At 68.2% G+C, this 13,286-nt stretch carries 12 protein-coding genes; 1 reads left to right on the top strand and 11 read right to left on the bottom strand.

Features of this window, described 5'->3' with window-relative positions:
• The first annotated feature begins 24 nt into the window (after positions 1-24).
• A complete protein-coding gene (locus tag AC1DXX_RS13215) occupies positions 25-984 on the top strand; it encodes a LysR family transcriptional regulator (protein WP_478134661.1) in 960 nt (319 codons plus the stop codon).
• Positions 985-993: 9 nt separating this feature from the next.
• Here AC1DXX_RS13215 and AC1DXX_RS13210 read toward each other — a convergent pair whose 3' ends face one another.
• The 11 genes from AC1DXX_RS13210 to murD form a co-directional block, all read right to left on the bottom strand.
• Positions 994-1,476, bottom strand: a complete 483-nt coding sequence (locus tag AC1DXX_RS13210) for a hypothetical protein (protein WP_478134660.1) — start codon at positions 1,474-1,476, stop codon at positions 994-996.
• Positions 1,477-1,546: 70 nt separating this feature from the next.
• The gene (locus AC1DXX_RS13205) at positions 1,547-1,723 is read right to left on the bottom strand and encodes a hypothetical protein (RefSeq protein ID WP_478134659.1); all 177 of its coding nucleotides are present in this window, start codon (positions 1,721-1,723) and stop codon (positions 1,547-1,549) included.
• Positions 1,724-1,739: 16 nt separating this feature from the next.
• The gene (gene lpxC / locus AC1DXX_RS13200; RefSeq protein ID WP_478134658.1) at positions 1,740-2,663 is read right to left on the bottom strand and encodes a UDP-3-O-acyl-N-acetylglucosamine deacetylase; all 924 of its coding nucleotides are present in this window, start codon (positions 2,661-2,663) and stop codon (positions 1,740-1,742) included.
• Between the two features lie 204 nt (positions 2,664-2,867).
• Positions 2,868-4,076, bottom strand: a complete 1,209-nt coding sequence (gene ftsZ, locus AC1DXX_RS13195; protein ID WP_478134657.1) for a cell division protein FtsZ — start codon at positions 4,074-4,076, stop codon at positions 2,868-2,870.
• A gap of 170 nt (positions 4,077-4,246) precedes the next feature.
• Positions 4,247-5,476, bottom strand: a complete 1,230-nt coding sequence (ftsA, locus tag AC1DXX_RS13190) for a cell division protein FtsA (protein WP_013539446.1) — start codon at positions 5,474-5,476, stop codon at positions 4,247-4,249.
• Positions 5,477-5,505: 29 nt separating this feature from the next.
• Positions 5,506-6,294 carry a cell division protein FtsQ/DivIB gene (locus tag AC1DXX_RS13185; protein ID WP_478134656.1) on the bottom strand — a complete coding sequence of 263 codons (789 nt, stop codon included), beginning with the start codon at positions 6,292-6,294 and terminating at the stop codon, positions 5,506-5,508.
• A gap of 2 nt (positions 6,295-6,296) precedes the next feature.
• Positions 6,297-7,268, bottom strand: coding sequence for a D-alanine--D-alanine ligase (locus AC1DXX_RS13180; RefSeq protein WP_478134655.1), 972 nt, complete (start codon positions 7,266-7,268; stop codon positions 6,297-6,299).
• Complete coding sequence (gene murC, locus AC1DXX_RS13175; protein WP_478134654.1) at positions 7,265-8,740, bottom strand: UDP-N-acetylmuramate--L-alanine ligase; 1,476 nt, start codon at positions 8,738-8,740, stop codon at positions 7,265-7,267. The genes AC1DXX_RS13180 and murC overlap by 4 nt, the downstream gene beginning before the upstream one ends.
• Entirely contained in the window at positions 8,737-9,798 is a 1,062-nt protein-coding gene (gene murG / locus AC1DXX_RS13170) for an undecaprenyldiphospho-muramoylpentapeptide beta-N-acetylglucosaminyltransferase (RefSeq protein ID WP_478134653.1), read from the bottom strand. Before murG ends, murC begins: the two co-directional genes overlap by 4 nt.
• On the bottom strand, positions 9,795-11,093 hold the full coding sequence (ftsW, locus tag AC1DXX_RS13165; RefSeq protein ID WP_478134652.1) for a putative lipid II flippase FtsW: 1,299 nt from the start codon (positions 11,091-11,093) through the stop codon (positions 9,795-9,797). Before ftsW ends, murG begins: the two co-directional genes overlap by 4 nt.
• Positions 11,090-13,276: a UDP-N-acetylmuramoyl-L-alanine--D-glutamate ligase gene (gene murD / locus AC1DXX_RS13160; RefSeq protein WP_478134651.1), complete on the bottom strand. Its 2,187-nt coding sequence runs from the start codon at positions 13,274-13,276 to the stop codon at positions 11,090-11,092. The genes ftsW and murD overlap by 4 nt, the downstream gene beginning before the upstream one ends.
• Between the last annotated feature and the right edge of the window lie 10 nt (positions 13,277-13,286).

Raw genomic sequence — 13,286 nt, 5'->3', positions numbered from 1 at the left:
CTAGAAAAACTTGGCCTCCCTCATATGCCGCTCGCACCGCCCCGCCCTCGCCTGCCACCGCACACGGCCGTTCGCGCCTTCGAAGCCGCGGCGCGCCACGGCAGCTTTGCGCGCGCGGCCGAAGAATTGTTCGTCACGCCGGCCGCCGTCGCGCAGCAGATCAAGACGCTGGAGACCTGGGCCGGCGGTGCGCTGTTCGAGCGGCACAGCCAGGGCATCCGCCTGAGCGCACACGGGCGGCGCGCACTGCCTGCGCTCAGTGCGGCGGTCGATCAGCTCGGTCTTGCCGTGCAGGCGTTGCGCCACGAAACGCAGAGCGCCGCGCGGCGCAGCACGCTGCAGGTGGCGGCCCTGCCTGCCGTGGCGCAGCTGTGGCTGTCACCGCGACTTTCGCAGCTGAAAGCAGCGTTGCCGGGCGTGCAGGTGTCGGTGACAGCGCTGGAGCAGCCGCCGAACTTCCGGCGCGAGCCTTTCGATCTCGGCTTGTTCTATGCGCGGGCCGGCGAACGCATCGAGACCGCCATCGGTGCACAGTCGATCCCGCTCGCTCGGGATCGACTCGTGCCGGTGTGCAGCCCGCGCCTCCAGCAGCAGTTGCCCAGCGGCCGGCCGCGCTCGCTCGACGACCTGGCCGAACTGCTGGCGCGCTGCGGCGGCCTGCACGACACCGTGTGGCGCGACGACTGGATGCGCTGGCTGCAGGCCGTGCGCCCTGGCACCACGGCGGCGGAGGCCGACGCATTGGCCGCCGGCCCGGACTTCTCGCTCTACAGTCTTGCGCTGCAGGCTGCGCTCGATGGCGAAGGCGTGTTGATGGGCCGCGAACGGCTCGTGGCACCGCTGCTCGCACAGGGCAAGCTGCATGCGCCCTGGGGTCGGCCGAAGGTGCTGGGCGACACGGTCATGCTGCTGGTGCCCGCGCACCGCAAGGGACCGATGCTGGCGCAGCAGGTGCAGGCGTTGCAGGCACTGGCTGCGGGTTGAGACTGCGGATTACCTCCGGAAGTCCAGTCGCCCGTTCGTCCAGCGCCCGTCGATCCGCCGGTTGTCGACGACCATTCCGACCCAGGGCCGCGTGATGTCCGGGCTGCTCAGGTTGATGTAGCGGCCCACGAGCGTGTCGGGCGCGATGTACCGGACGTCGAGCAACGCCTGGCGTTCGCCGTTGCTCCAGTCGAACATCAAGTAGAAACGGCCGCCAGCCACCTTCACCGTCGCCTTGCCTTCCTTCCAGGCCTGTGCGGTGTCGCCGACGATGGTCGGGTCCGCGCCGCCATTCCATCGGCTGGACCACGCGCCTGCAATCGAGTCCGGAACCTCGTCGGTGACCGAGCCCCAGCGCTGCGCATTCGGGTCGTCGGTGCCACCGCTCAGCTCGACGCTGTCGGCGAACTCGTCCACATCGGCGCCGTCGGGGTCCGGGGCGTCCTGGACGCCGAACGGATTCCTCGTGGGTTGTTCAGGGTGTGTGTTCATGGCGCCATCGTGCGCCCGCGTCTGTCGCCTGGCATGCCGTTTCCGGACATGCGAACGACGGGAAGAAAACCTAGGCCACGCGCTCGGCGATCAGCACCGCAAAGAAGCCGAACGCCGCGAGCAGGGTCCACTTGAGCACGAGCCAGCCCACACGCCGGTATTTCGTCTGGCCCGTGCCCGCATAGAACGCGAAGGACACGCCCGCCACCAGCAAGAGCAGCAGGATGGCCCAGCGGAAAAGAAGCATCGTGAGGGGTCGTGGCCTACCAGGCCCGCGCCACTTCGCCGAAACCGCGCGGTGCGCGCTTTTCGTCCTCGAAGGTCACGATCTCGTAGGCATCGCTGTTCGCCAGCAGCTCGCGCAGCAGCTTGTTGTTGAGGGCGTGGCCCGAGCGGAACGCGGTGTACGCCGCGAGCAGCGGCTTGCCGATGATGTAGAGGTCGCCCATGGCATCGAGGATCTTGTGCTTCACGAACTCGTCGTCGTAGCGCAGCCCGCCCGCATTGAGCACCTTGGTGTCGTCCATCACGATGGCGTTGTCGAGCCCGCCGCCGAGTGCCAGGCCCTTGCTGCGCATGTACTCGACTTCCTTCGTGAAGCCGAAGGTGCGTGCACGCGCGATGTCGCGGCTGTACGAGTCGGTGCCCAGGTCGAACTCCACGCGCTGGCCGGTGGAGTTGACCACGCGGTGATCGAAGTCGATTTCGAAGCTGAGCTTGTAGCCGTGGTACGGCTCCAGGCTGGCCCACTTCTCGTTGGCGCCTTCGCCCTCGCGCACCTCGACCTTGCGGGTCACGCGGATGAAGCGGCGCGGCGCCTTCTGCAGCTCGATGCCCGCGCTTTGCAGCAGGAACACGAAGGACGAGGCCGATCCGTCGAGGATCGGCACTTCGTCGGCCGTGATGTCGATGTAGAGGTTGTCGATGCCCAGGCCCGCGCAGGCCGACATCAGGTGCTCGACCGTCTGCACCTTCGCCCCGCCGGTCGAGACCGTGGAGGCCAGGCGCGTGTCGGTCACCGCTTCGGCGGTCATGCGGATTTCGGCCGGCTCGGGCAGGTCGACGCGGCGGAACACGATGCCCGTGTCGGCCGGGGCCGGCCGCAGGGTCAGTTCCACGCGTTGCCCGCTGTGAAGCCCCACGCCCACGGCGCGGCTGATCGACTTGAGGGTTCGTTGTTGCAGCACGCCGGGGATTTTAGGCGCGCCACGGGTGTGGCGGCCTATTCCCCTCGCTATGGCAGCGATAGACATGGGTTCTATGAAAGACGGCCAGCGATGGACGCAAAGGGCACGAAGTGAACGCAGCGCCTAGAGCCAGCGGAAATCCCTTTCAGGTCTTCCCTGTACCCCTTGCGAACCTTCGTGCCCTCTGCGTTCGGTCGCCTTCCGTCAGTCGGCCTGACGGCGCAGGAAAGCGGGAATCTCGAAGTCGTCCATGCCACCCGACGACAGTGCATCCACCTTCGCGGCAGCCATCGTGCGGTTGGTACGCCACACGCTGGGAACCGCCATGCCGTCGTAGTTCGGCTGGCTGCCACCACTGGCGTGGCCGGTGCCGCCCATGGTGGGCACGTTGAACGGGATGTTGTCGGTGCCGGTGCGGATGACTTCGAGCGTCGGGGCCTGGCGGCGTGCGTCGGCACGCGACAGGCCCGTGGCCACCACGGTCACGCGCATTTCGTCGCCCAGGCTTTCGTCGTAGGCAGCGCCGTAGATCACATGCGCATCGGGCGAGGCGTAGGCGCGGATGGTGTTCATCGCGAGCTTCGACTCGTTCAGCTTCAGCGAACCCTTCGACGCGGTCACCAGCACCAGCACGCCCTTGGCCCCCGAGAGGTCGATGCCCTCGAGCAGCGGGCAGGCCACGGCCTGCTCCGCAGCGATGCGCGCACGGTCCGGGCCTGCGGCCGCGGCCGTGCCCATCATGGCCTTGCCGGGTTCGCCCATCACGGTGCGCACGTCTTCGAAGTCGACGTTCACGCCGCCGTACTCGTTGATGATTTCCGAGATGCCGCCCACGGCGTTCTTCAGCACGTCGTTGGCGTGCGCGAAGGCTTCGTCCTGGGTGATGTCCTCGCCCAGCACGTCGAGCAGCTTCTCGTTGAGCACCACGATCAGCGAATCGACGTTCGCTTCGAGTTCGGCCAGGCCCGCGTCGGCGTTCGTCATGCGACGGCCGCCTTCCCAGTCGAAGGGCTTGGTCACCACACCCACGGTGAGGATGCCCATTTCCTTCGCGACGCGTGCGATCACGGGCGCCGCACCGGTGCCCGTGCCGCCGCCCATGCCGGCCGTGATGAACAGCATGTGCGCGCCGTCGATGGCGGCGCGGATGTCGTCCACCGCGAGCTCGGCCGCTTCACGCCCCTTGTCGGGCTTGCTGCCGGCGCCCAGGCCGCTGGTACCGAGCTGGATGTTCTTGTGCGCGTTGCTGCGTTGGAGTGCCTGTGCGTCGGTGTTCGCGCAGACGAACTGAACGCCCTGCACGCCACGCTCCATCATGTGGGCGACCGCATTGCCGCCACCACCGCCGACACCGATCACCTTGATCTGCGTGCCCTGGTTGAATTCTTCGACTTCGATCATTTCGATGGTCATTTTTAACTCCTTGAATTTTGCAGTTGCCGTTATGTGTCTATGAATATTTCTTGTGCCGTGACGAGTTCAACGATGGGGTCGTCACGATGGTGGACCTGTTCGTCGCCATCGCTCGTTGAAATGCAACGGAGGACTGCCGCGTGCGAGCCAGAGTGGGGAGTGATACATGGTCAGAAGTTCCCCACGATGAAGTCCTTGAAACGTCCGAACGCAGTCTTTACGGATCCGTTCTTCTGCGCGACCTTGAAGCCGCGCATGCGTGCGAAGCGTGCTTCTTCGAGCAGGCCCATCACGGTGGCGGCACGGGGCTGCGCCACCATGTCCGAGAGCGCACTCGAATACTTCGGAATGCCGCGACGCACCGGCTTCAGGAAGATGTCCTCGCCGAGCTCGACCATGCCGGGCATCACCGCGCTGCCGCCGGTGAGCACCACGCCCGAAGAGAGCACCTCTTCGTAGCCCGACTCGCGCACCACCTGCTGCACCAGCGAGAAGATCTCCTCGATGCGCGGCTCGATCACGCCGGCCAACGCCTGCTTGCTCAGCATGCGCGGGCCGCGGTCGCCGAGGCCGGGCACTTCGACCTGCTGGTCGGGATCGGCCAGCAGCTGCTTGGCATAGCCGCTCTCGACCTTGATGTCTTCCGCGTCCTTGGTGGGCGTGCGCAGCGCCATCGCGATGTCGCTTGTGATCAGGTCGCCCGCGATCGGGATCACGGCCGTGTGGCGGATCGCACCGTTGGTGAAGATGGCCACGTCGGTGGTGCCTGCACCGATGTCCACCAGCACCACGCCGAGCTCGCGCTCGTCTTCGGTCAGCACCGCCTGGCTCGAGGCCAGCGGATTCAGCATCAGCTGGTCGACCTCGAGGCCGCAGCGGCGCACGCACTTGATGATGTTCTCGGCCGCGCTCTGCGCGCCGGTCACGATGTGCACCTTGGCCTCGAGCCGCATGCCGCTCATGCCGATCGGCTCCTTCACGTCCTGGCCGTCGATCACGAACTCCTGCGGCTCGACCAGCAGCAGGCGCTGGTCGCTCGAGATGTTGATCGCGCGCGCGGTTTCCACCACGCGGGCCACGTCGGCCGGCGTCACTTCCTTGTCCTTCACCGCCACCATGCCGCTCGAATTGATGCCGCGGATGTGGCTGCCGGTGATGCCGGTGTAGACACGGCTGATCTTGCAGTCGGCCATCAGCTCGGCCTCTTTCAGCGCCTGCTGGATGCTCTGCACGGTGGCGTCGATGTTCACCACCACGCCGCGCTTCAGGCCGTTGCTCGGCGCGATGCCGAGTCCGGCGAGCTTGAGTTCGCCGCCGGGCAGCACCTCGGCCACCACCACCATCACCTTGGCGGTGCCGATGTCGAGTCCTACGACCAGGTCTTTGTATTCTTTGGGCATTGAGATATGTCCTCGATTTCTCGGTGTCGCTACTTGATTCTTCTTGGGGTCTCTGGCGAGACCGTGGTGACGCCGCGCAGCCGCAATGCATACGCGTCGTTGTGGCGCAGATCGGCGCCTTCGACGTCGGCCACCGTGCGGTGGTACTGGCCCGCGACCTGGGTCACGGTCTTCAGGAAACGCTGCAGCCGCGCCGACACCTCTTCGCTCTGGCCGCGGCCGAGCTCGATCCGTGCGCCGCTGTCGAGCACCACCTTCCAGCTGCCCCGGCTCGACAGCGTGAGCTCGTCGATGCCGAAGTCGTAGGGCTGGAACTGCGGCGCGAGCACGCGGTACATGCCGAGCACCTGCCCGGCCTGCTCGATCGGGCCGTCGAGCCGCGGCAGGTTGTCGTCCACCTCGGCCACGTTGGCCTCGAACACGTCGCCGAAGCCGTTGATCAGCTTCGAGCCCGCCTCGTCGCCCCAGCTGGCCACCGGCACCTGCTCGGTGAGCGTCACGCGCAGCTTGTTCGGGAACTCGCGCCGCACCACCGCGCTGCGCACCCACGGCACCGACTCGAAGGCGGTGCGCGCACGCGCCAGGTCGATGGTGAAGAAGTTGCCGTTGAGCTGTGGCGCCACGTTGGCACGCAGCGTGACCGCGTTGTTGTGCGTGACCTCGCCGTCGACCTTGATGCCCGCGAGCGGGAAGAAGGGCTGGCGCAGCACCCACCAAGCGCCCGCCGCCAGCAGCATGAGCGCCACCATCACGAACGCCAGGTTCGCGACGATGTTCATGAGCTTGACGTCGAAGGGCACGGGAATGCTGTCGGCCATGGCTAGTGCGCTCCTCCCCTGGCATCCAGCGAGGCCGAGGCCAGCACGCGCAGGCACAGCTCTTCGTAGGGAATGCCCGCCGCGCGCGCCGACATCGGCACCAGCGAATGGCTGGTCATGCCGGGCGAGGTGTTCATCTCGAGCAGGAAGGGCTTGCGGTCGCTGGCGCGGATCATCACGTCGGCGCGGCCCCAGCCGCGGCAGCCGAGCGTGTGGTACGCGGCGAGGGTGATGCGCTGGATCTCGTGTTCCTCGGCCTCGGGCAGGCCGCTCGGGCACTGGTACTTCACATCGTCGGTGAAGTACTTGTTCTGGTAGTCGTAGGCGCCTTCGGGCGCAGCGATGCGCACCACCGGCAGCGCGCGCGCCTCGAGCCCCTGGCCGAGCACGGCGCAGGTGACTTCCTCGCCTTCGATGAACTCCTCGCAGAGCACGTCGGCGTCGTACTTCGCGGAGAGCGCCACGGCGTCCTGCATCTGCGAATAGCCCTCGACCTTGGTGACGCCGATGGACGAGCCTTCGCGCGGCGGCTTCACGATCAGCGGCAGGCCGAGCACGTCGGGTACGGCTCGAATCTGTTCGCGGCTTTGCTGGTCGAAGGCCAGGCGCACGTACTTGGGCGTCGGCAGGCCGTCGGCCTGCCAGATGCGCTTGGTCATGACCTTGTCCATCGCCACGCTCGAGGCCATCACGCCCGAGCCGGTGTAGGGAATGCCGAGCAGCTCGAGCGCGCCCTGCACGGTGCCGTCTTCGCCATGGCGGCCATGCAGCGCGACGAAGCAGCGCGCGAAGCCTTCGCGCTGCAGGTCGGCCAGCTCGCGCTCCGACGGGTCGAAGGCGTGCGCGTCGACGCCGCGCGAACGCAGCGCTTCCAGCACGCCTGTGCCGGACATCAACGAAATTTCGCGTTCGGCGGAACTGCCGCCGAACAGCACGGCGACCTTGCCGAAGAGTTTTGGATCCTGAAGGCTCATGACGCCCTCCCCTTGCGCGTTGCGCGTTCCGATGTTGATGACGCCGGCGCAGCAACCGCCGCGGCAGCGTTGCCGAGTTCGACCACCTTGCCCGGCACCGCGCCGATGGACCCTGCGCCCATGCAGAGCACCACGTCGCCGGCCTGCGCGTTGTCGAGAATGGCCTGCGGCATGGCGGCGATGTCGTCGACGAACACCGGCTCCACCTTGCCCGCGATGCGCAGTGCGCGCGCCAGCGTGCGGCCGTCGGCCGCCACGATGGGCGCCTCGCCGGCGGCATAGACCTCGCCGAGCAGCACCGCATCGGCGGTGCCGATGACCTTGACGAAGTCCTCGAAGCAGTCGCGCGTGCGGGTGTAGCGGTGCGGCTGGAAGGCCAGCACCAGCCGGCGACCCGGGAAGGCGCCGCGCGCGGCGGCGATCGTCGCCGCCATCTCGACCGGGTGGTGGCCGTAGTCGTCGATCACGGTGAAGGCACCCGCGGTCTTGCCGTCCTGGACGCTCACCTCGCCGTAGCTCTGGAAGCGGCGGCCCACGCCCTTGAAACCGGCCAGGCCGCGCTGTACCGCCTCGTCGGGAATGCCGAGCTCGACCGCCACCGCGATCACCGACAGCGCGTTGCGCACGTTGTGCTCGCCCGGCAGGTTCAGCACGATGGGCAGGTCGGGCAGCGTCACGCCATTGCGGCGCTGCGCGGTGAAATGCATCTGGCCGCCCACGGCGCGCACGTCGATGGCGCGCACCTGCGCGTCCTCGCCGAAGCCGTAGCTCGTGACCGGGCAGGTGACGCTGGCGACGATGTCGCGCACGGCCGGGTCGTCGGTGCAGAGGATGGCCACGCCGTAGAACGGCATGCGGTGCAGGAAGTCGACGAAAGCCTTCTTGAGTTTCGCGAAGTCGTGCCCGTAGGTCTCCATGTGGTCGGCATCGATGTTCGTGACCACCGCCATCACCGGCAGCAGGTTCAGGAACGAGGCGTCCGACTCGTCGGCCTCGACCACGATGTAGTCGCCGCTGCCGAGCTGCGCATTGGCGCCCGCGCTGTTCAGGCGCCCACCGATCACGAAGGTCGGGTCGAGCCCCGCTGCGTCGAGCACGCTCGCCACCAGGCTGGTGGTGGTGGTCTTGCCGTGCGTGCCCGCGATCGCGATGCCCTGCTTGAGCCGCATCAGTTCGGCCAGCATCAGCGCGCGCGGCACCACCGGAATGCGCTTCTCGCGCGCGGCCAGCACTTCGGGGTTGTCCGACTGCACCGCGGTGGAGGTGACGACCGCATCCGCGCCGTCGATGTGCGCGGCCGCATGGCCCACGAAGGTGCCGATGCCCAGGCCCGCGAGCCGACGCAGCGTGGCGCTGTCGGACAGGTCGGAGCCGGTGATGCGGTAACCCAGGTTCAACAGCACTTCGGCGATGCCGCTCATGCCCGAGCCCCCGACGCCCACGAAATGGATGTGACGAATCGCGTGCTTCATTTGGCAAGCTCCTCGCAGGCGCGGACGACGGCGTCCACGGCTTCGGTCTTCTGCATGGTCTTGGCCTTGGTGGCCCTGTCGATCAGCGCGGTGCGTTCGGTTTTCTGTAGCAAATCAGCCAGCAATTCAGGAGTGAGGTCGGCCTGTTGCACCAGCCAGCCGCCGCCTGCGTCCACGAGGAAGCGTGCGTTGGTGGTCTGGTGGTCGTCGACCGCCGAGGGGAAAGGCACGAACAGCGCTGCTGCGCCGACGGCCGCGATTTCTGTGACGGTGCTGGCACCGGCGCGCGCGACGATGATGTCGGCGTCGGCATAGGCCTGCGCCGTGTCTTCGATGAAAGGCGTGAGCTCGCCTTCCACGCCAGCAGTGGCGTAGTTGGCGCGCAGCTCGTCGATCTGCTTGGCGCCGCTCTGGTGCAGCACTTGCGGACGCGTGGCCGGCTCGATGCGGGCCAGCGCCTGCGGCACCACGGTGTTGAGGCCGCGCGCGCCGAGGCTGCCGCCCACGACGAGCAGCTTGAGCGGACCGGTGCGGCCCGCGAAGCGGGTGGCCGGGTCGGGCTGCGAGGTGAACGCCGCACGCAGCGGGTTGCCCACCCACTGCGCCTTCTTCAGCACATTCGGGAAGGCGGTGAACACGCGGTCGGCCACGCCCGCCAGCACCTTGTTGGCGAGGCCGGCCACAGAATTCTGCTCATGCAGCACCAGCGGCTTGTTGAGCAGCACGCCCATCATGCCGCCCGGAAAGGTGATGTAGCCGCCGAGGCCCACCAGCACGTCGGGCTTCACGCGGCGCACCACGCGAAAGCTCTGCCAGAAGGCGCGCAGCAGGCGCAGCGGCAGCAGGAACAGCGTGAGCGGGCCCTTGCCGCGCACGCCGCCGAACTGCACGGGCTCGAAGGCGAAGCCGCGCGGCGGCACGAGCTTTTCCTCCATGCTGCCGGGCGCGCCCAGCCAGTGCACACGCCAGCCACGCTCGCGCAGCGCCTCCGCCACGGCGAGGCCCGGGAAGATGTGGCCACCGGTTCCACCGGCCATGACGAGAGCGGTGCGCGTCATACGCGTCCCCCTCGCATCAGCACACGGTTCTCGTAGTCGATGCGCAGCACGATGGCCAGCGCCACCAGGTTCATCAGGATGGCCGAGCCGCCGAAACTCATCAGCGGCAAGGTCAGGCCCTTGGTCGGCAGCGCGCCGAGGTTCACGCCCATGTTGATGAAGGCCTGGAAGCCGATCCACACGCCGACGCCCTGGGCCACGAGGCCCGAGAACACGCGGTCCAGCGCGATCGCCTGGCGGCCGATGTGCATGATGCGCCGGGTCAGCCAGAGGAACATGCCGATGATCAGCAGCACACCGAGCAGGCCGAACTCCTCGCCGATCACGGCGAGCAGGAAGTCGGTGTGCGCCTCGGGCAGCCAATGCAGCTTCTCGACGCTGCCGCCCAGGCCGACGCCGAAGATCTCGCCGCGCCCGATGGCGATCAGCGAGTGCGAGAGCTGGTAGCCCTTGCCCAGCGCATGCTCCTCGCTCCACGGATCGAGGTAGGCAAAGATGCGTTCGCGGCGCCACGGGCTGGTCGCGACGATGGTGCCGAAGGCCACCACCACCAGCGCCGCGATCACGAAGAACATGCGGGCGTTCACGCCGCCGAGGAACAGGATGCCCATGGCGATCACGGCGATCACCATGAAGGCGCCCATGTCGGGCTCGGCCATCACCAGCATGCCGACCACCACCACCGCGATGCCCATCGGCAGCACGGCGCGGAAGAAGCGTTCCTTGATCTCCATCTTGCGCACCATGTAGCTGGCGGCGTAGAGCACCATCGCGAGCTTGGCGAGTTCGGAAGGCTGGAAGCGCATGAAGCCCATCGGCAGCCAGCGGCGTGCGCCGTTGACGTTGATGCCGATGTGCGGAATCAGCACCGCCACCAGCAGCAGCAGCGAGGCCACGAAGAGCCAGGGCGCAGCGCGCTCCCAGGTCTTCATCGGGATCTGGAAGGCCAGCAGCGCCGCGATGAACGCGAACACCACCGAGGCCGCATGCCGCGTGAGGAAGAACGAGGCGCTGTAGCCGGCGCGCGCGAAGCGCGGGTTGTCGGGCAGCGCGATGGAGGCCGAATACACCATCACCAGCCCCCAGGTCAGCAGCGCGACCGTGACCCAGACCAGCGCCTGGTCGAAGCCCAGCACGCGCATCGGCGTCGCCTTGGTCTGCGCGATGCCGGCGCCGCCCAGCCGCACCGGCAGGTGCACGGGCAGCGAATCGATGCCGCTGCGGGCGCGCCTGAACCAGCCACCGAAGCRGCTGGTGCGGGTGTTGGGCGTGGCGCCTGCAGCGGCGGAGTTCACAGCGTTTCCTCCGGGGAAGAACCATCGAGCGCTTCACGGGGGTTGTCCGCGAGCGCCTGCACGGCCTCGCGGAACACCGCCGCACGGTGCTCGTAGTCGTTGAACATGTCGAAGCTCGCACAGGCCGGTGACAGCAGCACGGCATCGCCCGGGTTGGCGCGCGCGGCGGCGAGCTTCACCGCCTCGGGCATCGAGGCGGCATGCATCAGCGAGACGCCGGTGGCGGCCAGCGCGGCTTGGATCAGCGGCGCGTCGCGGCCGATGAGCACGACGGCGCGCGCGTACCGGCCCACCGGCGCGGCGAGCGGCTCGAAGTCCTGGCCCTTGCCCTCGCCGCCGAGGATCACGACCACGCGGCGGTCTTCGCCGAGGCCGCTCAGGGCCGCGACCGTCGCGCCGACGTTGGTGCCCTTGCTGTCGTCGAAGTACTCGACGTCGTCGATCAGCGCGATCGGCTCCACGCGGTGCGGCTCGCCGCGGTATTCGCGCAGGCCGTAGAGCATCGGGCCCAGCGGGCAGTCGGCGGCAGTGGCGAGCGCCAGCGCCGCCAGTGCGTTCATGGCGTTGTGGCGGCCGCGGATGCGCAGCGCGTCGGCGGGCATCAGGCGCTGGAAGAAGATTTCTTCCTCGACCACCGCGCCGCGCTTGCGCTTCTGCGTCTCATCGGCTTCAAGGGCACGCACCAGCCAGGCGACGCCGTTGATGCGCTCGATGCCGTAGTCGCCCGGGCGCAGCGGCATCGCGCTGCCGAAGGTGACGTGCGCGCGGATCTGCGGGCGCTGCAGCTTGACCCGGATGGGTGGCGGCAGCATGGCCATCACGCCGGTGTCGTCGCGGTTGAGCACCAGCAGGCCCTGGGCGCCGAAGATGCGCGCCTTGGCCGCCGCGTAGGCCGGCATGTCGCCGTGCCAGTCGAGGTGGTCCTGCGTGAGGTTGAGCACGGTGGCGGCCGTGGGCTCGAAGCCCTGCACGCCGTCCAACTGGAAGCTCGAAAGTTCGAGCACCCAGACATCGGGCAGCGTCTCGGCGTCGATGTGCGCGGCGAGCGTATCGAGCAGCGTCGGGCCGATGTTGCCGGCCACCGCCACGGTCTTGCCCGCGCGCTCGACCAGCTGGCCGGTGAGCGCGGTGACAGTGGTCTTGCCGTTGGTGCCGGTGACGGCGAGCACCGCGGGGGTGTAACCCTTGGGTGCTGGCGGTTCCTCGATTGGAACCAGGGGCAGTTGGGCCGTCGGCTCTTCCTCCACCGCGGCGGAGGCCGGGTTGGTGGCGGAGAGTTCGGCGATCTTGGCGACGAAGTCGGCGGCCTCGCGGGCGGCCGTGGGGACGTAGGGCTTGCCGGTGGCGGGCAGGCGGGAGCCTGTGGCGGGCGCAGGTACGGGTGTCGTCGCTTCGGGCGCGGCATCGGCGGCTGCCACGGCTTCTGCAGCCGGTGCGACTTCTTCCGTGGGCTGCGAAACCGGAACGCTCAGCGAAGGATCGCGCGGCATCGCTTCTGCCATCGCGGAGGGTGCTGCTTCGGTCGGTTCGGCAGCGTCCGTGCTTTCGGTTGCTGGAACGGGCTCGGCAGCTTGCGCAGGCACTTCAGCCGTTTCAACGACTTCGGTCGTCTCTGCAGGCGCAGCCGCTTCGGCTTCGACCTGTTCTTCTGTCGCTGCTGGCACTTCCGGTGCGGCGGGGACTTCAGCGGCTTCCACGGGTGCGGCTTCTGTCGGCTCGACCGTCAAGGCCAGTTCGGCCTGCGCGTCGGGCAGTGCGGGTTCTGCAGGGACTTCTGCAACGGGCTCGGCTGCGGCTTCAGCCTCGGCCTCGGCCACTTCCACCACCGGCACTTCGACCGTCCGCAGGTCCAGCAGTGCGCGCGCAAAGAGATCCAGCTCGCCACCGACCGTCAGGCCCACGGCCCGTGCCGCATCGACAACCGGCGCGATGGTCGCGGGCGACAACCCCGGCGAGCGGTACACCGCGCGAATCGGCGTGCCTTCGACCAGCGCGGCCGAGAACGGTCCGCCGATGAAGGTCACGCCGGGCAACTCCGCCTGCAGCGTCGCGAGCGCCGCGGGCGCCTCGCGCGTGTCGGCCACGGTCACGATCGCGCCATGGCGCGCGCACCAGCGCGTCATCGCCAGGCCGGACGCACCGAGGCCGAGGATCAGGACGGGGAGGTCTTTCAGATGCCGCATGTGTGTTTTC

The organism is Variovorax sp. P4_B10, from assembly GCF_056402375.1.
This window is presented reverse-complemented; position numbering and strand designations above follow the sequence as displayed.